Origin of the sequence: Geodermatophilus sp. FMUSA9-8 (assembly GCF_037034165.1) — a bacterium.
Taxonomy (GTDB): Bacteria; Actinomycetota; Actinomycetes; order Mycobacteriales; family Geodermatophilaceae; genus Geodermatophilus; species Geodermatophilus nigrescens.
This window is the reverse complement of record NZ_JBAGKE010000001.1, coordinates 742,404-767,271: the sequence shown is the minus strand read 5'-3', so window position 1 is coordinate 767,271 and position 24,868 is coordinate 742,404. Positions and strand designations below refer to the sequence as shown.

The 24,868-nt window shown below is 75.3% G+C and carries 25 protein-coding genes; 17 read left to right on the top strand and 8 right to left on the bottom strand.

The genetic code is table 11. From position 1 onward, the window contains the following. Nucleotides 1-32: 32 nt before the first annotated feature. The 5 genes from WA616_RS03725 (at nt 33) to WA616_RS03705 (ending at nt 4,653) form a co-directional block, all read left to right on the top strand. The gene (locus tag WA616_RS03725) at nt 33-1,004 is read left to right on the top strand and encodes a patatin-like phospholipase family protein (protein ID WP_336027402.1); all 972 of its coding nucleotides are present in this window, start codon (nt 33-35) and stop codon (nt 1,002-1,004) included. 87 nt (nt 1,005-1,091) lie between these two features. Further along, entirely contained in the window at nt 1,092-1,796 is a 705-nt protein-coding gene (gene fabG / locus WA616_RS03720) for a 3-oxoacyl-[acyl-carrier-protein] reductase (RefSeq protein ID WP_336027398.1), read from the top strand. Continuing rightward, nucleotides 1,796-2,569, top strand: a complete 774-nt coding sequence (gene fabI / locus WA616_RS03715) for an enoyl-ACP reductase FabI (RefSeq protein ID WP_336027396.1) — start codon at nt 1,796-1,798, stop codon at nt 2,567-2,569. The genes fabG and fabI overlap by 1 nt, the downstream gene beginning before the upstream one ends. 55 nt (nt 2,570-2,624) lie before the next feature. Then, nucleotides 2,625-3,767, top strand: a complete 1,143-nt coding sequence (locus WA616_RS03710) for a ferrochelatase (protein WP_336027395.1) — start codon at nt 2,625-2,627, stop codon at nt 3,765-3,767. 40 nt (nt 3,768-3,807) lie between these two features. Beyond that, a complete protein-coding gene (locus WA616_RS03705; protein WP_336027394.1) occupies nt 3,808-4,653 on the top strand; it encodes a class I SAM-dependent methyltransferase in 846 nt (281 codons plus the stop codon). On the opposite strand, the gene WA616_RS03700 is transcribed toward WA616_RS03705, so the two are convergent. Next, entirely contained in the window at nt 4,634-5,287 is a 654-nt protein-coding gene (locus WA616_RS03700) for a hemerythrin domain-containing protein (RefSeq protein ID WP_336027392.1), read from the bottom strand. The two genes, WA616_RS03705 and WA616_RS03700, sit on opposite strands and share 20 nt — an antisense overlap. A gap of 40 nt (nt 5,288-5,327) precedes the next feature. After that, nucleotides 5,328-6,065 (bottom strand): hypothetical protein, encoded by a 738-nt coding sequence (locus WA616_RS03695; RefSeq protein ID WP_336027390.1) that lies wholly within the window; start codon nt 6,063-6,065, stop codon nt 5,328-5,330. Between the two features lie 118 nt (nt 6,066-6,183). Here WA616_RS03695 and WA616_RS03690 point away from each other — a divergent pair, with 118 nt between their 5' ends. Both WA616_RS03690 and WA616_RS03685 read left to right on the top strand, forming a co-directional pair. Then, nucleotides 6,184-6,615, top strand: a complete 432-nt coding sequence (locus tag WA616_RS03690) for an NfeD family protein (protein WP_336027389.1) — start codon at nt 6,184-6,186, stop codon at nt 6,613-6,615. A gap of 61 nt (nt 6,616-6,676) precedes the next feature. Next, nucleotides 6,677-7,858 (top strand): SPFH domain-containing protein, encoded by a 1,182-nt coding sequence (locus WA616_RS03685; RefSeq protein WP_336027388.1) that lies wholly within the window; start codon nt 6,677-6,679, stop codon nt 7,856-7,858. Between the two features lie 36 nt (nt 7,859-7,894). On the opposite strand, the gene WA616_RS03680 is transcribed toward WA616_RS03685, so the two are convergent. Together WA616_RS03680 and WA616_RS03675 are read right to left on the bottom strand one after the other, a co-directional pair. After that, nucleotides 7,895-8,845 (bottom strand): RNA polymerase sigma factor SigF, encoded by a 951-nt coding sequence (locus WA616_RS03680; RefSeq protein ID WP_336027387.1) that lies wholly within the window; start codon nt 8,843-8,845, stop codon nt 7,895-7,897. After that, nucleotides 8,842-9,288, bottom strand: coding sequence for an ATP-binding protein (locus tag WA616_RS03675; RefSeq protein ID WP_336027385.1), 447 nt, complete (start codon nt 9,286-9,288; stop codon nt 8,842-8,844). The genes WA616_RS03680 and WA616_RS03675 overlap by 4 nt, the downstream gene beginning before the upstream one ends. A gap of 343 nt (nt 9,289-9,631) precedes the next feature. Between WA616_RS03675 and WA616_RS03670 the strand changes: the two genes are divergently transcribed. Beyond that, entirely contained in the window at nt 9,632-11,443 is a 1,812-nt protein-coding gene (locus tag WA616_RS03670; RefSeq protein ID WP_336027383.1) for a SpoIIE family protein phosphatase, read from the top strand. Nucleotides 11,444-11,516: 73 nt separating this feature from the next. Continuing rightward, a complete protein-coding gene (locus WA616_RS03665; protein WP_336027382.1) occupies nt 11,517-12,527 on the top strand; it encodes a DNA topoisomerase IB in 1,011 nt (336 codons plus the stop codon). Nucleotides 12,528-12,611: 84 nt separating this feature from the next. On the opposite strand, the gene WA616_RS03660 is transcribed toward WA616_RS03665, so the two are convergent. Both WA616_RS03660 and WA616_RS03655 read right to left on the bottom strand, forming a co-directional pair. After that, a complete protein-coding gene (locus WA616_RS03660; RefSeq protein WP_073420756.1) occupies nt 12,612-13,010 on the bottom strand; it encodes an STAS domain-containing protein in 399 nt (132 codons plus the stop codon). A 305-nt stretch (nt 13,011-13,315) separates the two neighbouring features. After that, entirely contained in the window at nt 13,316-13,825 is a 510-nt protein-coding gene (locus WA616_RS03655) for a hypothetical protein (RefSeq protein ID WP_073420216.1), read from the bottom strand. A 144-nt stretch (nt 13,826-13,969) separates the two neighbouring features. On the opposite strand from WA616_RS03655, the gene WA616_RS03650 reads away from it, so the two are divergent. The 8 genes from WA616_RS03650 to WA616_RS03615 all read left to right on the top strand — a co-directional run bounded on the left by WA616_RS03650 (nt 13,970) and on the right by WA616_RS03615 (nt 22,354). Then, nucleotides 13,970-14,581, top strand: a complete 612-nt coding sequence (locus WA616_RS03650; protein ID WP_336027380.1) for a DUF1360 domain-containing protein — start codon at nt 13,970-13,972, stop codon at nt 14,579-14,581. Nucleotides 14,582-14,720: 139 nt separating this feature from the next. Beyond that, complete coding sequence (gene ku, locus WA616_RS03645) at nt 14,721-15,731, top strand: non-homologous end joining protein Ku (RefSeq protein ID WP_336027379.1); 1,011 nt, start codon at nt 14,721-14,723, stop codon at nt 15,729-15,731. A 2-nt stretch (nt 15,732-15,733) separates the two neighbouring features. Continuing rightward, complete coding sequence (gene ligD / locus WA616_RS03640) at nt 15,734-16,720, top strand: non-homologous end-joining DNA ligase (protein ID WP_336027378.1); 987 nt, start codon at nt 15,734-15,736, stop codon at nt 16,718-16,720. A 24-nt stretch (nt 16,721-16,744) separates the two neighbouring features. Then, nucleotides 16,745-17,662, top strand: a complete 918-nt coding sequence (gene ligD, locus WA616_RS03635; protein WP_336027377.1) for a non-homologous end-joining DNA ligase — start codon at nt 16,745-16,747, stop codon at nt 17,660-17,662. Nucleotides 17,663-17,706: 44 nt separating this feature from the next. Further along, nucleotides 17,707-18,591 carry a formyltetrahydrofolate deformylase gene (gene purU / locus WA616_RS03630; RefSeq protein ID WP_336027376.1) on the top strand — a complete coding sequence of 295 codons (885 nt, stop codon included), beginning with the start codon at nt 17,707-17,709 and terminating at the stop codon, nt 18,589-18,591. Between the two features lie 157 nt (nt 18,592-18,748). Further along, on the top strand, nt 18,749-19,225 hold the full coding sequence (locus tag WA616_RS03625) for a Fur family transcriptional regulator (RefSeq protein ID WP_336027374.1): 477 nt from the start codon (nt 18,749-18,751) through the stop codon (nt 19,223-19,225). Continuing rightward, nucleotides 19,222-20,892 (top strand): catalase, encoded by a 1,671-nt coding sequence (locus tag WA616_RS03620; protein ID WP_336027372.1) that lies wholly within the window; start codon nt 19,222-19,224, stop codon nt 20,890-20,892. The genes WA616_RS03625 and WA616_RS03620 overlap by 4 nt, the downstream gene beginning before the upstream one ends. A gap of 151 nt (nt 20,893-21,043) precedes the next feature. Beyond that, nucleotides 21,044-22,354, top strand: a complete 1,311-nt coding sequence (locus WA616_RS03615; protein ID WP_336027371.1) for an MFS transporter — start codon at nt 21,044-21,046, stop codon at nt 22,352-22,354. A 27-nt stretch (nt 22,355-22,381) separates the two neighbouring features. Here the strand turns inward: WA616_RS03615 and WA616_RS03610 are convergent, their stop codons facing one another. Both WA616_RS03610 and WA616_RS03605 read right to left on the bottom strand, forming a co-directional pair. Further along, on the bottom strand, nt 22,382-23,332 hold the full coding sequence (locus tag WA616_RS03610; RefSeq protein ID WP_336027370.1) for a proteasome assembly chaperone family protein: 951 nt from the start codon (nt 23,330-23,332) through the stop codon (nt 22,382-22,384). Between the two features lie 68 nt (nt 23,333-23,400). Further along, a complete protein-coding gene (locus WA616_RS03605; protein ID WP_336027369.1) occupies nt 23,401-24,756 on the bottom strand; it encodes an AI-2E family transporter in 1,356 nt (451 codons plus the stop codon). Between the last annotated feature and the right edge of the window lie 112 nt (nt 24,757-24,868).

Genomic DNA, 24,868 nt, shown 5'->3' with positions numbered 1-24,868 from the left:
GGCCGCGGCCCGCCGGTGGCAGGCTCCCAGGCGTGGCGCGGGTGGGGCTGGTGCTGGGCGGGGGCGGGGTCGTCGGGCAGGCGTACCACGCCGGCGTGCTGGCGGTGCTGGAGCACGACGCCGGCTGGGACGCCCGCACCGCCGACGTGGTCGTCGGCACCTCCGCCGGCTCGATCACCGGCACCCTGCTGCGCGCCGGGGTCTCCCCGGAGGACCTCGCCGCCTGGACGGTGAAGGCGCCGCTGTCCGGCGACGGCGGCCTGCTGGCCACCATCGCCACCACCGAGGTGCCCGAGCTCGCGCCGTTCCGCCCGCTCGACGTGTTCCGCCGGCCGATGCGGCTGCCCGGGCCGCCGCTGGTCGCCCGCGCGCTGGCCCGCCCGTGGCGGTTCCGCCCGCTCGCGGCCGGCATGACGCTGCTCGCCCCCGGCCGGCACGACGTCGTGTCCCAGCTCGGCGCGCTGCGGGAGGTCGAGGGCGCCGGCTGGCCCGAGCGCCTGTGGATCACCGCGGTGCGCCGCCGCGACGGGCGCCGCGTCGTCTTCGGCCGCCCCGGGTCGCCGACGGCACCGGTGCACCTCGCCGTCGCCGCCTCCTGCGCGGTGCCCGGCTACTTCACGCCGGTGCAGATCGGCCGGCACGCCTACGTCGACGGCGGCGTCCACTCGGCCACCAACGCGGCGGTGCTGCGCGGCACCGGCGTCGACGTCGTCGTGGTGGTCGCGCCGATGAGCGGCTCGCCGGGCTGGAAGCAGGACCTCACCGCCGCGATGCGCCGCTACTCGCAGCGGCAGCTCGACCGGGAGGTGCGGGCGCTGGAGGCGGTCGGCATCCGCACCGTCGTGTTCACCCCCGGCGCGGCCGAGCAGGAGGTGATGGGCGCGGACATGATGTCGCGCGAGCGCCTCGACGAGGTGCTGCAGCAGTCGTTCCTGCGGGCCGGCGAGCACGCCGCCTCGCCGGAGGTGGCCGGGCTGCTGCGGCGGGCGGCCGGCCGGGACTGACCGGCGCTCCCCGTCCGGCCGGGTGTGACCGGCGTCCAGCGACTAGGTTCAACCGCTGACAAGGTTGCCGGTGGTAGGGGGCGCTTCGTGGGCAGGTCGGTGCTGGTGACCGGCGGCAACCGGGGGATCGGGCTGGCCATCGCCCGCTCCTTCGCCGAGCAGGGCGACTCCGTGGCCGTCACCCACCGCGGCAGCGGCGCCCCCGACGGGCTGTTCGGCGTGCAGTGCGACGTCACCGACGCCGAGGCCGTCGACCGCGCCTTCACCGAGGTCGAGGAGCACCAGGGGCCGGTCGAGGTGCTGGTGAGCAACGCCGGCATCACCCGCGACGGCCTGCTCATGCGCATGAAGGAGGACGACTTCGCCGACGTCCTCGACGCCAACCTGACCGCCGCCTACCGCGTCACCAAGCGCGCGGTGCCGAAGATGGTGCGCGCCCGGTCGGGGCGGATCGTGTTCATCAGCTCGGTGGTCGGGCTGCTCGGCTCGGCCGGCCAGACGAACTACGCGGCGAGCAAGGCGGGGCTGGTGGGCCTGGCCCGCTCCATCGCCCGCGAGCTGGGCAGCCGCAGCATCACCGCGAACGTCGTCGCGCCGGGCTTCGTGCGCACCGACATGACCGCGGAGCTGCCCGAGAAGCGGCAGCAGGAGATCCTCGGGCAGGTGCCGCTGGGCCGGTACGCCGAGGCCGACGAGATCGCCGCCGTCGTCCGCTTCCTCGCGAGCGACGCGGCCGGATACGTCACCGGGGCGGTCGTCCCGGTCGACGGCGGACTGGGGATGGGGCACTGATGAGCGGGATCCTCGAGGGCAAGCAGGTCCTCGTCACCGGCGTGCTGACCGAGGCGTCGATCGCCTTCGCCACCGCGCGGATCGCCCAGGAGCAGGGCGCCACCGTCGTGCTGTCGAACTTCGGCCGCGCGCTGTCGCTGTGCCAGCGGATCGCCAAGCGGCTGCCGCAGGAGGCGGCCGTCGTCGAGCTCGACGTGACCGACACCGGGCACCTGGACGCGCTGGCGGGCCGGCTGCGCGAGGCCGGCCTCGACCGCCTCGACGGCGTCGTGCACTCCATCGGCTTCGCGCCGCAGGAGGCGATGGGGGAGGGCTTCCCCGAGGTCGCCTGGGAGCACGCGGCGACCGCGTTCCAGGTGTCCTCGTGGTCCTACGCCTCGCTCACCCAGGCCTGCCGGCCGCTGCTGGCCAACCCGTCGTCGGTCGTCGGGCTCACCTTCGACGCGTCGGTGGCCTGGCCGGTCTACGGCTGGATGGGCGCGGCCAAGGCGGCGCTGGAGTCGGTCAGCCGCTACGTGGCCCGCGAGCTCGGCCCCGACGGCGTGCGGTCGAACATCGTCGCCGCCGGCCCGCTGCGCAGCATGGCCATGAAGTCCATCCCGGGCAGCGCCCAGTTCGAGGAGGCGTGGGAGGGCCGCGCGCCGCTGGGCTGGTCGGTCACCGACACCGAGCCCGCCGGCAAGGCCGTCGTCGCGCTGCTGTCGGACTGGTTCCCCGCCACCACCGGCGAGATCGTCCACGTCGACGGCGGGTTCCACGCCGTGGGCGTGTGACGGGTCCCACCGTCCGTCCCGCATCCGCGCCTCCCGGCGCACAGGAAGAGAGCACGTGCCCCGCGCGACCGTCGACCTGCACCCCGGCCAGCGACCCGACGAGGACCCCTCGCTCGCCGTCCGCAACAACGGGGGCGCCGAGCCCTCCGCCACCCCCGCACCGCCCGGCCGCCGCGAGGCGCTGCTGGTCCTGTCCTTCGGCGGCCCCCGCGGCCACGACGACGTCATGCCGTTCCTGGAGAACGTCACCCGCGGCCGCGGCGTCCCGCGCGAGCGGCTGCTCGACGTCGCCGAGCACTACCACCACTTCGGCGGCGTCAGCCCCATCAACGAGCAGAACCAGGCGCTGGTCGCCGCCGTCGAGGCCGACCTCGCGGCGAACGGCGTCGACCTGCCCGTCTACTGGGGCAACCGCAACTGGGACCCCTATGTCGAGGACGTCTGGGCGCAGATGACCGACGACGGCATCGAGCACGTGTACGTGCTCGCCACCTCCGCCTACGCCTCCTACTCCGGCTGCCGGCAGTACCACGAGGACGTCGCCCGGGCCCGGATCGCCACCGGCGGGGGCCCGACGGCGGAGAAGCTGCCGCACTACTTCGACAGCGCCGGGTTCGTCCGCGCCAACGCCGACGCGCTGGCCGCCGCCCTCGCCGAGCTGCCCGAGGAGCACCGCGCCACCGCCCGCCTGGTGGCCACCGCGCACTCCATCCCCGACGCGATGGCCGCCGTCGCCGGCCCCGACGGGCACGCCTACGAGCACGAGCTCACGGCCGCCGCGCGCGCCGTCGTCGACGCGGTCGAGCCGGGGCGCGCCTTCGACCTCGTCTGGCAGTCGCGCAGCGGCCCGCCGTCGGTGCCGTGGCTGGAGCCCGACGTCAACGACCACCTGCGCGCGCTGCACGAGAACGGCGAGACGGCGGTCGTGCTGTTCCCCGTCGGCTTCGTCAGCGACCACCTCGAGGTGATCTGGGACCTCGACAACGAGGCGGAGGAGACCGCCGAGGAGCTCGGGCTGGCGTTCGTCCGGGCCGGCACGGCGGGCACCCACCCGGCATTCGTGGCGATGGTCCGCGAGCTGCTGCAGGAGCGGCGCGCCGGCGGCGAGCCGCGGCTGGGCACCAACTGCCCGGCCTCCTGCTGCTTCGTCCAGCGGCCGGCCCGGCCGGCCGTTGACGGGGCCGCCGCGCGCGAGTAGACCGTCGGTCCACCGGGGGCCGGACGAGGGACGGTGGACCGTGCTCGCTCCCGTCGACGTGGACCCCGGCAACGCCGCGCAGCTGGGTGCCTGGGACGGCGCGCAGGGCGCGTTCTGGGCCGCGCAGGCCGACCGCTTCGACCGGGCGGTGGCCCGCTACGACGCCGCGTTCCTCGCCGCGGCGGAGCTGCGCCCGGGCGACCGGGTGCTCGACGTCGGCTGCGGCACCGGCGCCACCACCCGGGCGGCCGCGCGCGTCACCGGTTCCGCGCTCGGCGTGGACCTGTCGGCGGCGATGCTCGAGGTGGCCCGGCGGCGGGCGGCCGAGGAGGGCCTCGACGGCGCCCGGTTCGAGCAGGCCGACGCCCAGGTGGCGCCCTTCCCGCCGGCGTCCTTCGACGTGGCGGTCAGCCGCACCGGCGCGATGTTCTTCGCCGACCCGGTGGCCGCGCTGGCCAACGTCGGCCGCGCCCTGGTGCCCGGCGGCCGGCTGGTCCTGCTGGTGTGGCAGGCGCTGGAGGCCAACGAGTGGATGACCGAGATCCTCGGGGCGCTGGCCGCCGGGCGCCCGCTGCCCGCGCCGCCGCCGGACGCGCCGGGGCCGTTCTCCCTCGCCGACCCGGCCCGGGTCCGGCGGGTGCTGGCCGAGGCGGGTCACGCTCAGGTGGAGGTCGAGGGTCTGGCCGAGCCGGAGTGGTTCGGCGCCGACGCCGACGACGCGGTCACCTTCGTCCTCGGCCTGGCCGGCTGGATGCTCGACGGCCTCGACGACGCCGCGCGCGAGGGCGCGGTCGCCGACCTGCGCCGCCGCATGGCGGCGCACGCCGGACCGGGCGGCGTGGAGCTCGGCTCGGCCGCCTGGCTGGTCACCGCGCGCCGGGCGTGACCGCCTCCCGCCACACCGGCGCCACCGTGCGGGTGTAGCGGCGGCCGAACACGCGCGACAGCACGCCGGTCACCGGCGCCGGGACGGTGGCCCGCAGCGCCGCCCGGTCGCCGTCGCTGATCCCGTCGGTCAGCCAGGCGAAGAACGAGCCCGCGTCGGCGGGGGAGCGGTGCCGCAGCCGCCCGGTGACCGCCCGCCACTCGGCCGTCCCCTCGTGCCCGTGCAGCAGGGGCTCCAGTTCCTGCTCCTCGTGGTCGAGGTGGGCGCCCACCACCTCGCGGGTGCGCCCGACGCTCGCCCGGGCCGCCGCGGCGTCGGCCGCCGACCCGGTGCGGGCGAGCGCGGCCAGGGCGTCGCCGGTCTGCGCGAGGGCGGCCGACATCGCGGCGTGCTCGTCCTCCATCTCGGCCAGCAGGTCGCGGGCCACGCCGGTGCCGGCGAGGAAGGGCCAGACGTGGGCGTCCTCGCCCTCGTGGTGGTGGGTGAGCTCGCGGCGCAGGTTGGCGAAGGCCCGGCCGAGCCGCGCCGCGCGGGCCCGGTCGCCCTCGGGCCAGACCTCCAGCGCGGCGGCCAGGCGGCCGAGGTCGCGGCGGACCGCGTTGTGGATCAGGCCGTTCATCGTCGGCGCCGTCATGCCCGCGCACCGTAGCGCCGGGACGGCCGCCGGCGGGCGCTCAGGAGCGCGGGACGGCGTTGTAGGCGGCGACGGTCGCCTCGCGGACGGCGTCGGCGAGCGGGCGCAGCGCGTCGTCGCGGGCGGCGGCCTGCCCGTGGGTGACCGCGCCGCCCGGGGTGTCGGCCAACGCGAGGTCGAGCACCCGCGACAGCCGCTGCGCGCGGGCCAGCACCGACAGCGCGAGCGGGTCGGCGTCCGGCGGCAGGCCCGGCGCCCGCGCGCCGGCCAGGCCGCTCAGCAGCGCCGGCACCTCGGGGTGCCAGCGGGCGAGGTCGAGCCGGGCGAGGGTGCGGGCGGCGTCGCCGACGGCGAGGTCCAGCGCCCCGGACACCGCCCGCAGCGAGCCCTCCACCGGCGGGGGCGCCGGCGCCACGCCGGCCAGGTCGACCGCCGTCCAGGACACCACCTCGGGGCCGGCCGCCTCGGGGACCAGCGCCACCCGGTCGCCCACCGCCGCCTGGCCGGCCTCCAGCGCCAGTGGCGCCAGGCCCGGCGCCCGCGGCAGCCCCCGGACGTCGCCGGGCACCGGCAGGACCAGCCGGACCCGCCGCTCGCCGAGCCCGCGCAGGGCGGTGAGCGCCCAGCCGAGCGGCACCGTGCCCGGCGACCCGGGCATCCCGGTGACCTGGTGGGCGCGGTCGTCGGCCAGCGCGTCCAGCGCTTCGTCGGTGGAGGTGCGGCCGGTCAGCCACGCGGTCGCCCAGACCGCGAACCGGCCCGCGAGGAGCTCGTGCACGCCGCGAGGCTACGTGGCGGGGCTCTCCCGCGCGGCCCGGCGCCGGGGCTCCCGCGCCCGGTCGCGCCGCCGTCCTCGTCCCCGCTGATCTCGCCCCGCCGTCTGGGAGACTGGGGGCATGACTGCGTGGGTGCTCTGGCTGGTCGCCGCGGGCATGCTGGCCGCCGGCGAGATCGCCGGCGGGGCGCTGGTCCTGCTGATGCTCGCCGGCGGCGCGCTGGGCGGAGCCGTCGCCGCGCTGGCCGGTGCGCCCGTGCCGTTCCAGCTGGTGGCGTTCCTCGGGCTGTCGGCGTTCCTCCTGGCCAGCGTCCGGCCGGTGGCGCGGGCGCACCTGGAGCGGGCGCCGGCCCACCGTGACGGCGTCCAGGCCCTGGTGGGCCGCACCGCCGTCGTCACCCGGGTGGTCGGTCGCTCCAGTGGCCGCATCCAGGTGGGCGCCGACGAGTGGACCGCCCGCAGCGAGTTCGACGACACCTACCCCGTCGGCACGACGGTGCGGATCCTGCAGGTCGAGGGCGCCACCGCGATCGTCGGCGAGGAGATCGGCTAGCGCCGCCTCCGCTCCGACCAGCAGGATCGCCGTAGGGACCACCGACCCCGGGAGGACGCCCGTGAGTGCCGCGTTGATCGTGCTGGTCGTCGCCGTCGTGCTGTTCGTGCTGGTCGCCGCCAAGAGCGTGACGATCGTGCCGCAGGCCCAGGCGAAGGTGGTGGAGCGCCTCGGTCGTTACAGCCGCACGCTCTCCCCGGGCCTGTCGCTGCTCGTGCCCTTCGTCGACCGGGTACGGGCCACCATCGACCTGCGCGAGCAGGTGGTGTCCTTCCCGCCGCAGCCGGTGATCACCGCCGACAACCTGCAGGTCGGCATCGACACCGTCGTCTACTTCCAGGTCACCGACCCGCGGCTGGCCGTGTACGGCATCGCGAACTACATCACCGGCATGGAGCAGCTGACCACGACGACGCTGCGCAACGTCGTCGGCGGGCTCAACCTCGAGGGCGCGCTCACCGGCCGCGACGGCATCAACAGCCAGCTGCGCGAGGTGCTCGACGGCACCACCGGCCCGTGGGGGCTGCGGGTGGCGCGGGTGGAGATCAAGGCGATCGACCCGCCGCCGTCGATCCAGGACTCCATGGAGAAGCAGATGCGCGCCGACCGCGACAAGCGGGCGATCATCCTGCAGGCCGAGGGCGCCCGGCAGTCGGCGATCACGACGGCGGAGGGGCAGAAGGCCTCGGCGATCCTGTCGGCCGAGGGCCGCAAGCAGGCGGCGATCCTCGAGGCGGAGGCCGAGCGGCAGAGCCGCATCCTGCGGGCCGAGGGCGACCGCGCCGCGCTGTACCTGCAGGCGCAGGGGCAGGCCAAGTCGATCGAGACGGTGTTCCAGGCGATCCACGACGGCAAGCCCGACCAGGGGCTGCTGGCCTACCAGTACCTGCAGACGCTGCCGCGGATCGCGCAGGGCGACGCGAACAAGATGTGGATCGTCCCGAGCGAGTTCACCAAGGCGCTCGAGGGCCTGTCGCGCCTCGGCGGCGGCGACGGCGAGAGCCGCTCGTTCCTCGACGTCCCGCCGTCGGGGGACGGGGCGCCGGCCGCGCCGATGGACACCAGCGGCTGGTTCGAGTCGAGCCTGCCCCCGGCCGCGGAGCAGCCCGAGGCGCGCATCGAGATGAGCAGCATCGCCGACGCGGGGCCGGCGGTGCCCTCTCCGCAGCTGCCGCCGACGGCCGACCTCGCCCGCGCCGCCGAGAACGGCGTGGCGCGCCGGGACGAGGAGCCGCCGGCCTGAGGTGGCGTGCGCCCCCCCGGGGGGGGGCACGCCACCTCAGTCCTTGAGCAGTCCCTCGCGCAGCTTGGCCAGGGTCTGGCTGAGTAGCCGGGACACGTGCATCTGCGAGATGCCGATGTCGGCGGCGATCTGCGACTGGGTCATGTTGCCGAAGAACCGCAGGATGAGGATGCGCCGCTCGCGGGCCGGGATGGTGGCCAGCAGGGGCTGCAGCGACTCGCGGTACTCGACGCCCTCGAGCGCCGCGTCCTCCTCGCCGAGGGTGGCCGCCAGCGTGGGGGAGTCGTCCTCGCCGGAGAGCCGCTCGTCCAGCGAGCTGCTGCGGTAGGCGTTGGCCACCGCCAGCCCCTCGAGGACCTCCTCGCGCGGGATGCCCAGGTGCTCGGCCAGCTCCGACGGGGTGGGCGCGCGGCCGTTCTTCTGCGCGAGCTCGCCGACGGCGGAGTTCAGCGACAGGTGCAGCTCCTGCAGCCGGCGCGGCACCCGTACCGACCAGCCCTGGTCGCGGAAGTGCCGCTTGATCTCACCGGTGATCGTGGGCACGGCGAAGGAGAGGAACTCCACGCCGCGGTTCGGGTCGAACCGGTCGATCGCGGCGATGAGGCCCAGCGTGCCCACCTGCAGCAGGTCGTCGAAGGGCTCGCCGCGGTTGCTGAACCGGCGGGCGAAGTGCCGGACGAGGGGCAGGTGCTCCTCGACCAGGATCTCGCGCAGCCGGTCCCGCCGCGGGTCGTCCTTCTCCAGCGTCGCGAGCTCGGCGAACAGCGGCGCGGTGCGCTCGGCCCGGCGGCGGTTGTCCGACACCGGGGGGCTGTCGGACTCCGCGGTGAGGCGGTCGGTGGCCGGGGTGGCGCTGACCGCCTGCCCGCTGTCTCTCGTGTCCCCGGCGGACGCGTCCTCGGGTGTGGTCGCGTCCTCGGGTGTGGTCGCGTCGTCGTGCAGTGGGTCCTCCTCGACGGCCCGGCTGCCTGCGGCCGCCGACGTCACGGAGCGACCGTGACGTCGCTGCTCAGGTCACGGTCGAGCCGGCCGACGGGGTCGCCCGGTCGCTGGCCGGGCAGGTACTTGTCCATGGAGATGACGGCGACGGCGGCGTCGCTGCCGTCCCCGGCCGGGACGGACGCCTGGGTGGCGGGCCGGCCCTCGACGTTGTCGGCGAGGGTCTGCAGCACCGTCCAGCCGAAGCCGTCGCGGGGCACGTCGGTGCCGTCGGCGGTGGGCACCCACGCGTCGATGTGCAGGCCGCTGCGGGTGGTCTCGAACACCACGGTCAGGGGCGCGTCGCCGAGGGCGATCGCGGCGAGGGTCGCGCAGGCCTCGTCGACGGCCAGGCGCAGGTCCTCGACCGAGTCGAGGTCGTAGTCCATGCGGATGGCCAGGTCACCGGCCATCGCCCGCACCGCGGGGAGCTGGGTCGGCGTGCTCGGCACGCGCAGTTCCAGTCGTTCGGCGCGCCGCCCGTCGTGGGCGAGGGCACTCCTCGGGTCCGCCATACGTCGTCTGCTCCTCGTCGTCCGCCTCGGCCGCCCGTCCGCCGGAGGCGGGACGACGGCGACCGGCTCCAGTCTGCCCGCCGGGGTGCCCCCGGCGACGGGCGGGGCGCGGGCACGGGCCCGGCGCTGCCGCCAGCAGGGTGGGCTACCCGGGGTTGCGTCCCCGCAAACACCGCCACCGGGGCCCCGGCCGCGCGGTTGCCGGGCCCCGGCTCCTGTTGTCGACTTGTCCCGGATGAACGCCAGCCAGGGGAGCGCGCCGCCGGGGCCCCGTCCCGTCGTGGACGAGGGCCCGGCGGCGTTCGTCGCGGCGCTGGAGGACGCGCCGTCGGCCCTGTGGTTCGTGACCGGCCCGGAGCAGCACACCGTGTGGGCCAACGCCCGGGCCCGCGAGCTCGGCCCCGCTCCCGACGACCTGCCCGTGGTGGGCGGCCGGCCGGTCGCCGAGATCGTGGCCAGCGTCCTGCGCACCGGCCGGCCGGAGACGCTCAGCGGGTCGCTGGTGCACGGCGGCCCGCCGGTGCGGGTGTCGGTGCGCCCGCTCGCGGCCGGGAGCGACCCCGGCGCGGTGCTCGTCGTCGAGGGCGGGGAGGGCGCCGCGCCGCTGCCCGGCGACGGCGAGACCCCGGCCGACGTGGTCGCGGAGGCCCAGCACTCGCTGCTGCCGCCGTCGCTGCCGCTGCTGCCCGACGTCCGGCTGTCCGGCAGCTACCACCCCGCCACCTCCGAGCGCGCCGCCGGCGGCGACTGGTACGACGTCGTCTCCCTCGGCCACGGCCGGCTGGCGCTGGTCATCGGCGACGCCGTCGGCTCCGGGGTCCCGGCGGCCGCGGCGATGAGCCGGCTGCGCGGGGCCATGCGCTCCAGCGCGCTGCGCGACCCCGCCCCGGCCGCGGTGCTCGCCGCCCTCGACGACTTCGCCGCCCAGATGGACGACGTCCAGGGCGCCTCGGTCTTCTACGCCGTCCTGGACGTCGCCACCGGAGGGCTGTCGTTCGCCGCCGCCGGGCACCCCGCGCCGCTGCTCGTGCACGCCGACGGCAGCACGGGCTACCTCCCGGTCACGGCCCGCCCGCCGCTGGGCACCCTGCCGGGCGCCGCCACCCCGGTCGCCCGCGCGGAGCTCGAGCCCGGCGCCACGCTCGTCCTCTACTCCGACGGCGCCGTCGCCGCGCCCGGCCCGCCGCCCTCGGAGGGCCTCGGCCGGCTCACCGCGGTGGCCCGCGCCGCGCTCGCCGACCCCGACGCGCTCGACGCCGAGGCGGTGGCGGGGCTCGCCGCGCACATCGCCGGCGGGCTGCTCACCGGCGACGGCCGCCCCGACGACGTCGCCGTCCTGGTCGCCCACCGCCGGGCCCGGTCGGTGGAGCCGCTGCACCTGGACCTCACCGCCGTCCCCGCGGCGCTGCCGGCCGTCCGCCGACGGCTGTCGGCCTGGCTCACCACCCTCGGGATGGGCGAGCAGGACCGGGTCGGGGTGATGGTGGCCGTGGGGGAGGCCTGCGCCAACGCCGCCGAGCACGCCTACCGCGGCACCGAGCCCGGGCCGATGCAGGTGACGGCGGCGGTCGACGTCGACGGCGTCCTCACCGTCACCGTCCACGACGAGGGCACCTGGCGCCCGCCGGACCGCGACCCCGGCGACCGCGGCCGCGGGCTGCTGATCATGCGCCAGCTCGTCGACGGCATGGTGGTGCGCGGCGAGCACGGCACCACCGTCACGCTGCGCACCCGGCTGCGGCAGACGCCCGACGAGGAGCCCGAGCACCCGGCCGGCGGCACCGACGCGAGCATCGTCGTCGACCGGGAGGGCGAGGGCCCGGTGGTGCGGGCGGCCGGCGACGTCGACATGGTCAGCGCCGAGCAGCTGCGCATCCGCCTGCTCGAGGCCAGCCACGGCGGCACCGTCCGGGTCGAGCTCGACCTCGGCGAGGTCACCCTGTTCAGCAGCGCCGCGGTGCGGGTGGTGCTGGCCGTGGCCGCCATCGCGGAGGCCGAGGGCTGGCGGCTGGTCGTACACGCCCCCGCCGGCGGGGTGACCCGGCACATCCTCGAGGTCAGCGGGCTGGAGCGGCTGGTCGAGCTGCGCTGACGGGTGGCGCTGACGGGTGGCGCGGACGGGTGGCGCCCGTTTACGGGGCCGCCGCGGTGCCCATCCACGCAGGGTGAGACTCCGGCGCAGCGACGTGCACGGCCCCGGCTGGACCCGGCGGCGTGCCGGCCGCGGCTTCTCCTACCGCGACCAGACCGGCGCGCTGATCCGCGACGCCGACCGGCTCGAGCGGATCAAGGGCATCGCCATCCCGCCCGCCTGGCAGGACGTCTGGATCTGCCCGTGGCCCAACGGGCACATCCAGGCCACCGGCCTCGACGCCGCCGGGCGGCGGCAGTACCGCTACCACGACGCCTGGCGGGCCCGCCGCGACGCCGAGAAGCACGAGCGGGTGCTGGCCATCGCCTCCGAGCTGCCCGACGTCCGCGAGCGGGTGGCCGCCGCCCTGCGCACCCGCGGCCCCAACCGCGAGCGCGTCCTCGCCTGCGCGCTGCGGCTGCTCGACCTCGGGACGTTCCGCATCGGCAGCGAGGAGTACGCCGAGGAGAACGGCACCTACGGGCTGGCCACGCTGCGCCGGGAGCACGTCACGGTCCGCGGTGAGCGCACGTACTTCCGCTACACCGCCAAGGGCAGCATCGAGCGCGAGGTCGAGATCACCGACCGCCCGACGGCGACCGTCGTCCGGCAGCTGCTCGAGCGGCCCGACGACGCCGGCGACGAGCTGCTGGCCTACCGGCTCGAGGACGGCACCTGGCACGACGTCACCAGCGACGAGATCAACGCCTACCTCAAGGAGGTCAGCGGCGCGGAGATCACCGCCAAGGACTTCCGGACGTGGAACGCCACGGTGATGATGGCCGCCGCGCTGGCCGAGCAGCCCGCGCCGAAGAACAAGACGGCGCGCAACAGGACGATCCGCGAGGCCTACGTGCGGGTGTCCGAGCACCTCGGGAACACCCCGGCGGTGTGCAAGGCCAGCTACGTGGACCCGCGGGTGGTCGACCGGTACGAGCACGGGGAGACGGTGGCCGGGGCGCTGGCCGAGCTGGCCGACTCCGAGGGCACCCGCGACACCCAGAAGGTCCTCGAGCAGGCGGTGTGCCGCCTCCTGTCCGCCTGACCCGGCCGGCCGGGTCCCGGAACGACGCGAGGCCCCGCCGGAGCGGGGCCTCGCCGGTGGTGCGGGGTCGTGCGGGGGGGCAGGTCAGCGGGCGCTGCTGTCCACGATCGTGAACAGGTCGATCAGGCCGGTGACCTCCAGCGGGCGGGTGACCGCCCGGGTGGTGGCGACCAGGCGCAGCTCGACCTCGCGGGCGCGCGCCGACTTCTGCGTCTCGACGAGGACGGCCAGCCCGGCGGAGCCGAGGAACTGGACGCCGGACAGGTCGATGACCAGCTCGCGGGGCTGCTGCTCGAGCTGGGTGTCCAGCGAGGAGCGCAGCACCGGGGCGGTGAAGGTGTCGACCTCGCCGACGACCGTCACCGTGACCGCGCCGTCCTCACCGGTGGAGGTCGAGAGCGTGATCACGTCGTCGAAGGGTGCCTCCGTGCCCTCGTTCGACACGTCGTGCTGCCCCCCGGCGGGCAGGTCGGATGCGGTCACGGACACAGCTCCTCTCAGTGGCCACGCCGATCGGGGCGGCCACCGGTCAATCTACCGCCGCGCGGGCCGGGGGTGTCGTCGCCCCCGAGCTGTCGCGCGGTCCTGGGAGCACCGCCGGCGGTCGGCCGGGCGGCGCGTACGGCTGACTGCTCAACCGCACGCCCAAACGTAGACAACCGGATGGCAGACCGCCAACCAGCCCGGGCGGGTGCCCGGGCCGGTCGGTGGATCGGGTGAGGAGATGCGTCCGGCCAGGTGACCGGAGCCGGTGTCCCGGGCCGTCCGGACCGGGACCCGGCGGTCGGTCAGGAGTCGATGACGTGGACCGCGGACTCCTCCGGGCCCTCGCCGCCGGCCCGGACGTCGGCGGTCGCCTCGACGTCGTCGGCGGTCTTGTTCGTGCCGGAGTCGCTGTCGAACGTCGTCGAGGTGTCCTGCTCCAGCTGCATCGCGGCGGCCTGCGGGTCCTCCGCGGGGCGGACGCCGGGCTGCACGTCGGGCACCTCGCGGTCGAGCCGGCCGCTCAGCGGCTCGCCGGCGGACTGCTCGTAGGCGGTGGTGCCGGTGTCGAGGACGGCGCCGGGGTCCTCGCCGGGCATCGGCGCGAACTCGGGGTCCTCCGCGGACTGCATCGTCGGCGAGTCGTCCTGGGCGACCTCCGGGATGCCCTCGTCCTCGGGGAACACGTCCCGCGCGGTCTGGCCCTCGGTGCGCGGGGCGCCGGCGTCGTCGTGGGTGCCGGTCAGGCCGCGCTCGTCGTCGGGGAAGTCGGCGTCGTTCTGGGCGGAGTGCAGCGCACCGCTGTTCTCGGTCACGGGGTCCCTTCCTCTCGGGCCGCCGGGACACCGGTCCCGGCGGCGGGCTGCCCTCCGCCTACCCGCCGCCCGGCGGGCCATGCGGGAACGCTCGTCACTCCCACCGGCGGCATGAGGCGGTGCGCGACCGGGTAGCGGGCGGCCATGGCCATCCCCGACGAGGTGCAGCGGACCCTCGAGCCGGTCCGCCGCTGGGCGCAGGACCAGGAGCGCGGTTACAACGGCGACGAGGACCGCCCGCTCGGCGGCTTCCTCGGCGCGATGGGCGTCTACAGCGCCGCGGTCGCCGCGGGCGCCGCCGTCGTCCGCGCCTCCGGCCGCGAGCTGCCCTCCCGCATTCCCTTCGGCGACGCGCTGCTGCTGACGGTCGGCACCTTCCGGCTGGCCCGCCGCATCGCCAAGGACCCGGTCACCAGCCCGCTGCGCGCCCCGTTCGCCCGCTTCCAGGGCGCGTCGGGCGAGGCGGAGCTCGCCGAGGACCTGCGCGTGGAGCACGGCTGGAAGCACGCCGTCGGCGAGCTGGTCACCTGCCCGTTCTGCCTGGCGCAGTGGGTGGGCACCGCGTTCGTCTTCAGCTACGTGGCCGCGCCGCGCGCGACCCGGCTGGCCGCGCTGACGATGACGATGGTGGCCGGCTCCGACGTCCTGCAGTTCGCCTACGACGCGCTGCAGACCAGCGTCACCGGCGGCGGGGACGACCAGCAGGACGATCCGCAGGACGACGACACGGCCGGCCGGCACGCCGAGCAGGCCTGAGGACAGGAGACGCCCGCTTCCCCCGGGCGGAGGAGATCGACGGCATCCGTGCTGCTGGGAGGCCCGGTCCGCACCTATCCTGCGGGCCGGCCGCCCCGCGGCCGGTGTGCCCGGTCCGGCCCGGGGAAGGGGAGTGGAGATGCGCTCGATCTGGCGCGGCGCGGTCTCGTTCGGCCTGGTCAGCATCGGGGTGAAGCTGTACACCGCCACCGAGGACAAGGACGTCCGCTTCCACCAGGTGCACGCCGCCGACGGCGGGCGGGTGAAGTACAAGCGGGTCTGCTCGATCGACGGCGAGGAGATCGAGTACGGCGACATCGCCAAGGGCTACGAGCTGCCCGACGGGCAGCTGGTGATCCTCACCGACGACGACCTCGCCGAGATGCCGCTGGCCACCCGCCGCGAGATCGAGGTCCTGCAGTTCGTCGACCAGGGCGACATCGACCCGGTGCAGTACGAGAAGACCTACTACCTGGAGCCCGACGGCCCGGCCACGCGCCCCTACGTGCTGCTGCGCGACGCGCTGGAGAACACCGGCCGGGTCGCCATCACCAAGATCGCACTGCGGCAGCGGGAGTCGCTCGCCGCGCTGCGGGTCAAGGACGGCGTGCTGGTCCTGCACACGATGCGCTGGCCCGACGAGATCCGCCGTCCCGACTTCGGCTTCCTCGACGAGGACGTGTCGGTGCGCCCGCAGGAGCTGCAGATGGCCGAGGCGCTCATCGGCTCCATGACCGGCGAGTTCGACCCGACCGAGTTCAGCGACGACTACCGCGAGGCCATGACCGCGCTGCTGGAGGCCAAGGCCGGCGGCGGCGAGGTGCAGCCGGTCCCCGAGACCGCCGACCCCGGCGCGGCCGTGGTCGACCTCATGAGCGCGCTGCGGCGCAGCGTCGAGCGCGCCCGCGGGGGAGCGGCCGCCGCTGACGAGGACGCCGACGCCGACGACGCCGACGCCGACGAGCCCGCGCCGGCGAGGCGCGCGCCCGCGAAGGCCGCCGCGAAGAAGCCGGCGAAGAAGGCGCCGGCGAAGAAGGCGCCGGCGAAGAAGGCCGCCGCCGAGGAGCCGCCGGCCCGCACCACCCGCGCCCGCAAGGTCACCGCCGCCAAGAAGGAGCCGGCCAAGCGCACCTCGCGGCGCAGCGCCTGACGGTGCGCCCCGTTCTGCCCGAGCTCCCCGTGCCGGGGCCGATGCTCGCCGTCGCCGGCGAGCTGCCGCCCCGCGCGCAGGACGCGGAGTGGGGCTACGAGTTCAAGTGGGACGGCGTCCGCGCGGTCACCGCGGTCCGCGGCGGCCGGGCGGAGCTGTGGGCGCGCAGCGGCACGCCGATCACCGACCGTTATCCCGAACTCGGCCGGGTACCGGACGCGCTGGCCGGGGCCGACGTCGTCGTCGACGGCGAGGTGGTGGCCCTCGACCGGCTCGGCCGGCCCGACTTCGGGCTGCTGCAGGGGCGGATGCACCGCACCGGCGGCGCCGAGGTGGCCCGCCTGGCCGCCGCCGCGCCGGTCACCTACCTCGTCTTCGACGTCCTCTCCGTCGGCGGCCGCAGCCTGCTGCACCTGCCCTGGACCGAGCGCCGCGAGCGCCTCGACGACCTCGGCGCCCAGGGGCACCGCTGGGTGACCACCCCGTGGTTCACCGGTGGCGGCGCCGGGGTGCACGCCGCCAGCCGGGACAACGGCCTCGAGGGCGTGGTGGCCAAGCGGCTGGACTCCGCCTACCGCCCCGGCGTGCGCGCGCCGGAGTGGCGCAAGGTCAAGCACGTCCGCATGCAGAGCGTCGTCGTCGGCGGGTGGCGGCCCGGCAAGGGCCGGCGGGCCGGGGGAGTGGGCTCGCTGCTGGTCGGCGTCCACGACGACGACGGGCGGCTGGTCTACGCCGGCCACGTCGGCACCGGCTTCACCGACGCCGTGCTGCGCGAGCTCGGCGCCGCGCTCGCCCCGCGCCGCACCTCGCCGTTCGCCGACGCCCTGCCCCGCGACGTCGCCCGCGACGCGCACTGGGCCGAACCGGACCTGGTCGGCGAGGTGGCCTTCGCCGCGTGGACCGCCGACGGCCGGATGCGCCACCCTGCGTGGCGGGGACTGCGCGACGACCTCGACGTCGAGGACGTCGTCGTGGAGTGGTCCCCGTGAGGGGGACGGCATGAGGTGGGCACGGTGAAGCAGCGGGTGCGGGTCGAGGGCCGGCAGCTGTCGGTCTCCAACCTCGACAAGGTGCTCTTCCCCGAGGTCTCGTTCACCAAGGCCGCGGTGATCGACTACTACGTGCGGATCGCCCCGGTGCTGCTGCCGCACCTGTCCGGGCGGCCGGTGACCTTCACCCGTTGGCCCGACGGCGTCGAGGGGCAGGCCTTCTTCGAGAAGAACACCGCCCGCCACGCGCCGGACTGGGTGCGCCGGGTGACCGTGCCCAGCCCCGGGAGCTCGCGGGACCGCGAGGTGCTGGAGATGGTCGTGCTCGAGACCGTCGCCGACCTCGCCTGGGCGGCCAACCTCGCGGCGCTGGAGCTGCACGTCCCGCAGTGGCAGGTGGGCAGCAAGCTGCAGCCGACGCTGCCCGACCTGCTGGTGCTCGACCTCGACCCCGGCCCGCAGGCGGGCATCGCCGAGTGCTGCGACCTCGCCGAGCGGCTGCGCGTCAAGCTCGTGGCCGACGGCCTCGACCCGGTGGTCAAGACGTCGGGCTCCAAGGGCATGCAGGTCTACGCGCCGATCCGGGTCACCGACCGCGAGCACCCCTCCCGCTACGCCAAGGCGCTGGCGATGGAGCTCAGCGCCGAGACGCCGGACCGCGTCGTCTGGCGGATGGAGAAGGCCCTGCGGCCGGGCAAGGTGCTCGTCGACTGGAGCCAGAACAACCCGGCCAAGACGACCGTGGCGCCCTACTCGCTGCGGGCCCGGCCCGATGCCCCGGTGTCCACGCCGATCGGCTGGGACGAGGTGGACGCCGTCCGCGACGGCGCCGACCCCGGCGAGCTGCGGTTCCGCACCGAGGAGGTGCTCGCCCGGGTCGAGGAGTACGGCGACCTGTTCGACGTGGCGGACCGCACCCGCTCCCGGCTGCCCGCGGTGTAGCCACGGTGCAGCCCGGGCGGCCGGCTCTGCGAGCATGTCGTCCCGTGTCCGCCGCCCCGCTCGCGCACGACCCCGCCACCACCGACGTCGGACGGCTGGTGGTCCGCTGCCCCGACCGCCCGGGCATCGTGGCGGTGCTCTCCCGCCTGCTGGCCGACGTCGGCGCCAACATCATCGAGTCGCAGCAGCACTCCTCCGACCCGACCGGCGGCACGTTCACGCTGCGGCTGGAGTTCGTGCTGCCCGGGCTGGCGCAGCGGCGCGGCCAGCTCGAGGGCGCGCTCGACCTGCTCGCCGCGCAGTGGCAGCTGACCTGGCGGCTCTCGGAGGCCGCCCGCCGCCCGCGGGTGGCGGTGTTCGTGTCGAAGACCGACCACGTGCTGCAGGAGCTGCTCTACCGGGTCAGCGCCGGCGACCTGCGAGCCGACATCGTCGCCGTCGTCTCCAACCACCCCGACCTCGAGCCGGTCGCCACCGCGGCGGGGGTGCCCTTCCACCACGTGCCGGTCCCGCCGGAGGGGAAGGAGCAGGCCGAGGCGCGGGCCCTGGAGCTGGTCGGCGACGTCGACCTCGTGGTGCTCGCCCGCTACATGCAGATCGTCTCGGCCGACTTCTGCAGCCGCTTCCCCGAGCGGCTGATCAACATCCACCACAGCTTCCTGCCGGCCTTCGTCGGCGCGAACCCCTACCGCGCGGCGCACGACCGCGGCGTGAAGCTCATCGGGGCGACGGCGCACTACGTGACCCCCGACCTCGACGCCGGCCCGATCATCGAGCAGGAGGTGGCCCGGGTCGACCACCGCGCCACCGTGGAGGACATGCGCCGGGTGGGCCGCTACGTCGAGCGGCAGGTCCTGGCCCAGGCGGTCACCTGGCACGTCGAGGACCGCGTGGTCGTCGAGGGCGACCGCACCATCGTCTTCGCCTGAGCCCCCCGTCCCGTTCCCCGGGCCCCTCCTCCCGCGTCGCGGAGGCGGGGCCCGGCGTGTGTCCGGGCCCGGCGGCGGGTACCGCACCCTCGCCCCACGCCTCCCATCCCCACCCTTGATTTGACTCGATCAAGAAAAGGGGGTTGGGTGGGACCCGATGGAGACGACCTGGGCGCACCGGCTGCGCGACGCGGGGCTGCGGGTGACGCGGCCCCGGCTCGCGGTCCTCGACGCCCTGGCCGGCCATCCCCACGCCGACGCGGACACGCTGGTCACGGTGGCCCGCGCGGCACACCCCACCCTCTCGCCGCAGGCGGTGTACGGGGTGCTCCGGGCGCTGGTCGCCGTCGGCCTGGCCCGCAGGGTCGAGCCCGCCGGCGCCCCGGCGCTCTACGAGGTCCGCGTGGGGGACAACCACCACCACCTGGTCTGCCGTTCGTGCGGCGGGGTGACCGACGTCGACTGCACGGTCGGCGCGGCCCCGTGCCTCTCCCCGTCGGAGGCGTCCGGCTTCGTCGTCGACGAGGCCGAGGTCGTGTTCTGGGGGCTCTGCCCCGACTGCCAGGACGCCGGCCGCCCCGCGGCCGCCGTCCCGGTCGCACAGCACCACAACCGAGGAGGAACAGGAGCATGACCGACGTCGCATCGCAGGGCCCGGCCCCGAGCGAGGCCGACCGCCCGGTCCTGACCGACCGTCAGGGCCACCCGGTCTACGACAACCAGAACCAGCGGACGGTGGGCGCGCGCGGCCCGGCGACCCTGGAGAACTACCAGTTCCTCGAGAAGATCAGCCACTTCGACCGCGAGCGGATCCCCGAGCGCGTCGTCCACGCGCGCGGCTTCGTCGCCTACGGCGAGTTCGAGGCCACCGGCCGGTGGGGCGACGAGCCCATCGAGCGCTACACCCGCGCCAAGTTCCTCAACGCCCCCGGCAAGAAGACCGAGCTGGCGATCCGCTTCTCCACCGTCATCGGCGGCCGCGACTCCTCCGAGGCCGCCCGCGACCCGCGCGGGTTCGCCGTCAAGCTCTACACCGAGGACGGCAACTGGGACCTCGTCGGCAACAACCTCGCGGTCTTCTTCATCCGCGACGCGATCAAGTTCCCCGACGTCATCCACTCCCTGAAGCCGGACCCGATCACCTTCCGGCAGGAGCCGGCCCGGATCTTCGACTTCATGTCGCAGACCCCCGAGGCCATGCACATGCTGGTCAACCTGTTCTCGCCGCGCGGCATCCCGTCGGACTACCGGCACATGCAGGGCTTCGGCGTGAACACCTACAAGTGGGTCAACGCCCAGGGGGAGACCCACCTGGTCAAGTACCACTGGATCCCCCGGCAGGGCGTCAAGAGCCTCACCGCCGCCGACGCCGCGGCCATCCAGGCCGGCGACCTCGGGCACGCCACGAAGGACCTCTACGAGGCCATCGAGAACGGCGACTTCCCGCAGTGGGACCTCTACGTCCAGCTCATGAGCGACGACGAGCACCCCGAGCTGGACTTCGACCCGCTCGACGACACCAAGGTGTGGCCGGAGAACGACTTCGAGCCCAAGCTCGTCGGGACGATGACGCTCAACCGGAACGTCGCCGACCACCACAACGAGAACGAGCAGAGCGCCTTCGGCACCGGCGTCCTCGTCGACGGCCTCGACTTCTCCGACGACAAGATGCTGGTCGGCCGGACGTTCTCCTACTCCGACGCCCAGCGCTACCGGGTGGGCCCGAACTACCTGCAGCTGCCGGTCAACTCGGCCAAGGGCGCGACGGTCCACACCAACCAGCGCGGCGGCCAGATGTCCTACGGCGTGGACCTCGGCCCGGGGCAGAACCCGCACGTGAACTACGAGCCGTCGATCACCGGCGGCCTGCGGGAGGCCGAGTACCCGACGCACGACGAGCAGGGCCCGGAGATCACCGGCCGGCTCACCCGCAAGCGCATCCCCCGGACCGACGACTACACGCAGGCCGGGCAGCGCTACCAGCTCATGGACCAGTGGGAGAAGGACGACCTGGTCCAGAACCTGGTCGACAACATCTCCGAGGCGGTCCGCCCCGTCCAGGAGCGGATGGTCTGGCACTTCCTCATGTGCGACGACGAGCTCGGCCAGCGCGTCGGCGAGGGGCTCGGCATCTCCGCGGACGACGTCCGCGGGCTCGAGCCGCTGCAGACCCAGACGCTGTCGGAGGCGGAGCTGCAGCGCGCGGCCAACCTCGGCAAGAACGGCCCGCGTGACGTCACCGGCCTCCGGATGACGCACTGCGTGCCCAACGAGCGCGTCGAGGTGCGCTTCGGCGCCTGACGAATCCGCACGACGCGGCGGGCCGCGACCGGATCCCGGTCGCGGCCTGCCGCCGTCCCCTGGACCTTCCGCTGGCCGGGAGCCGAGTGGGGCCCCGTCCGCGGTCCACCTAGCGTCGGTCGACCGCACCGCGCCTCGCCGTGGAGGACCGATGAGCACGACCCCCGTGCGCCCGACCGCACCCGGGACGGCGGCCCGCGCCGCCGGCTGGGTGGCGCCGCTCTGCTGGATCGCCGTCCTGCTCGACGGCTTCGACCTCGTCGTCGTCGGCACCGTCGTGCCCACGCTCCGGCAGCCGGAGGAGTACGCCCTCACCGGCAGCGGCGCGACCGTGGTGATCACCGTCGGCCTGGTCGGCATGATGATCGGCGCGCTGACCATCGGCACGCTCACCGACCTGGTGGGCCGCCGCAAGGCGCTGATCGGCGCGGTGGTGTCCTTCTCGCTGTTCACGCTGCTGTGCGCCGTCGCGCCGAACGAGACGGTCTTCGGCGTGCTGCGCTTCCTCGCCGGCATCGGCCTCGGCGGCTGCCTGCCGACCGCCATCGCGATGGTCAACGAGTTCAGCCGGTCCGGGCGCAGCGGCCGCGCCACCACGACGATCATGACCGGCTACCACGTCGGTGCCGTCGCCACCGCGGCCCTCGCGATCGCGGTCATCCCCTCGCTGGGCTGGCGGTGGATGTTCGTCATCGGCGCCGCGCCGGCGCTCGTGCTGGTCCCGCTGATGCTGGCGAAGCTGCCCGAGTCGCCCGCGTACCTGCTCGCCGCGGGCCGGCGCGCGGAGGCCGAGGAGGTGGCCCGCGCCAACGGGCTGACGCTGGAGGCCGCGACCGGGCCGGCGACCCCGGCCGAGGCCGGGTCGGGTGCGGCCGCGACGGTCCGGTCGCTGTTCACCGGCGGGTACGCCCGCAACACCGTGGCCATCGGCGTGACCTCGTTCATGGGCCTGCTGCTGGTCTACGGCCTCAACAACTGGCTGCCGACGATCATGCGGGACGCCGGTTACGACCTCGGCGACTCACTGGCGTTCCTGCTGGTGCTCAACGTCGGCGCGATCGTCGGCCTGCTCGTCGCCGGGACGGTCGCCGACCGCATCGGCGCCCGCCTCGCCGGGATGATCTGGTTCGCCTCCGGCGCGCTGTTCCTGGCGTTGCTGTCGGTGCGGCTGCCCACCGCGGGGCTGTACCTGATGTGCTTCCTGACCGGCTGCTTCGTCTTCTCCGCGCAGGTGCTGGTCTACGCCTTCACCAGCGCCAACCACCCCTCGGCGGTGCGCGCGACGGCGCTGGGCTGGTCGGCGGGGGCGGGGCGGATCGGTGCCATCGTGGGCCCGGTGGTCACCGGCGCGCTGGTGACGGCCGGCATCGCGTTCCCGTGGGGCTTCTACGTCTTCGCCGTCGTCGGGGCGCTGGGCGCGGTGGCGCTGAGCGTCACCCGGGCGCTGCGCACCGCCCGCTGAGGGCGTCCCCCAGCGGGCGGTGCCGCCTCAGTCGCCCTGGCGGCGGTCCTGCTCGGCGAGGAAGCGCTCGAACTCCGCGCCGATCTCGTCGCCGCTGGGCACCTCGCCGACGCCGCCGAGCAGGTCGCTGCCCTCCCGGGCGGCGGTGAACTGGTCGTACTGCTGCTCCAGGGCCGCGACGACGGCGGTGTTGTCCGAGGAGCGGGCGATCTGCTCGTCGACCTCGGTGCGGTGCTGCTGGGCGGCCTCGCGCAGCGACTCGGTGGGCAGCAGCAGGCCGGTCAGCCGGCCGACGTGCTCGAGCAGCGTGAGCGTCGCGGCGGGGAAGGTGGCCTGGGCCAGGTAGTGCGGCACGTGCGCGGCCACGCCGAGCGCGTCGACGCCGGCCTCGCCGAGCCGTAGCTCCAGCAGGGCCGAGGCGCTGCCCGGGATCCGCAGGTCACCCCAGTAGACGGGGTAGGACTCGATGAGCGAGCGGCGGGTGGCGTGCGCGGTCACCGTGACCGGCCGGGTGTGCGGCACGGGCATCGGGATGGCCTGCAGCGCCACCACCGACGTCACCCCGAGCTCCTCCACGAGGGAGGTGACGGCGCCGGTGAACGCCTCCCACCGGTAGTCCGGCTCGGGGCCGTGCAGCAGCAGGAACGGCTCGCCGGAGTCGTCCTCCAGCGCGCTGAGCAGGATCTCCGGGGCGTCGAAGGACTCGTAGCGGTCGCCGGAGAACGACATCCGCGGGCGCCGGGCGCGGTAGTCGACCAGCAGGTCGGCGTCGAGCCGGGCGATCGTGCGGTGCGGCAGCGTCCCGAGCAGGTGCCCGGCCGCCAGTGCGGCCGACGACGCCGCGTCGAAGTCGCCCGAGAGGGCGTGCAGGAGCACCAGCCCCCGCCGCTGCTCCGGCGCGCCCACCTCCGCCTCGGCGGCGAGGAACGGCTCGGCATCGGGGAGCAGCTCGACGAGCTCCTCCGGTAGCTGCGCCACGGTGGGCACCTCCTGCTGGTCGTCGTCAGCACGGAGCAGCGCCGGAGGGAGGCGCCGCATTCCCGGCCTCACCCCGCGGCGGGCCCTCCCGGCGCGGGCGCCCGGGTGAGCACGGCCCCGTCGTCGCCCCCGGCGACCCGGGCGTGCGTGCCGTCGCCGGCCACCTCCGGGTGGCGGCCGTCGAACACGTCGCGCACGTACCGGTAGGTGACGGCGATGAGCGCGGCGACCGGCACGCCGAGGAAGGCGCCGATGATCCCGGCAAGGCTGCTGCCGGCGGTGACGGCGAGGATGACCACCGCGGCGTGCAGGTTGAACCCGCGGCCCTGGATGATCGGCTGCAGCACGTTGCCCTCGAGCTGCTGCACGAGCAGCACGATGCCGAAGACGATGAGCGCCACGGTGAAGCCCTCGTCGACCAGTGCGATCAGCACCGCGAACGCGCCCGCGACGAAGGCGCCGATGATCGGGATGAACGCGCCGAAGAAGGTCAGCACGGCCAGCGGGATCACCAGCGGCACGTCGAGGATCCACAGCCCCAGGCCGATGAAGAACGCGTCGACGAAGCCGACCAGCGCCTGCTGCTTGATGAACTCCGACAGCGTCGACCACGTCTTCTGCGACAGCGCGGCGACGTGCGGGGCGGCCTTCGGCCCGGCCTGCGCGGCCAGCCACGGCACCCAGCGCGGCCCGTCCTTGACGAAGAAGAAGGCGAGCACCAGGGCCAGCACCAGGTTGATCAGCCCGTTGCCGACGGCGGAGGCACCGCTGGCGGCGTAGCCGGCGATGTTGGAGGCGTTGCCCTGCACCGACTCGATGGCCTGGTCGACGTACTGGCCCAGCTGGTCCTCGTCGATGTTCAGCGGCGGTCCCTGCAGCCAGTCCTGCACCTGCTGGAGGCCGCTGGTGAACTGGTCGGCCAGGTCGGTGACCTGGTCGGCGACCTGCGGGGCGATCAGCGCGATGATCCCGCCGATCAGCCCCAGGAACAGCAGCAGCACCACGGCGGCGGCGAGTGCCGGGGGCCAGCCGTGCCGGCGGAGGAACCGGGTGGGCGGCCACAGCACGGTGGCGAACAGCAGGCCGAGGATGATCGGCAGCAGGACCACCCACAGCTTGCCGAGCACCCAGCCGACGACGACGAGCGCCGCCGCGATCAGGAGCAGCTGCCCCGAGGCGATGGCGAGGGTGCGGCTCGCCGCGCGGGCGCGCTCGCCGCGCTGCCAGGTGGGCGTGGGCGCCACGGTGGCGCGGTGGTCGTCGACGCGGGGGTCGCGGGGGCCGCCCTCGCCGGTCAGCTCGGGGGTGGGGTGCGCGGACGACCGCGGGCCGCCGTCCCCGCCGGGCGGGCGGGCCGCGGGGCCGCCCGCGGCGGACGCGCCGGCCGGTGCGGGGTCCCGGCGTCCGGGAAGGCGGAACCTCATGGTCTCCATCGCACCACGGATCACCGGTGCCCACCGGTCGGGCGCCGACCGGCATCCCCGGGCGCTGACCGGCGTGCCCGGGTGCCGACCGGGTACCGACCGCGACACCGGG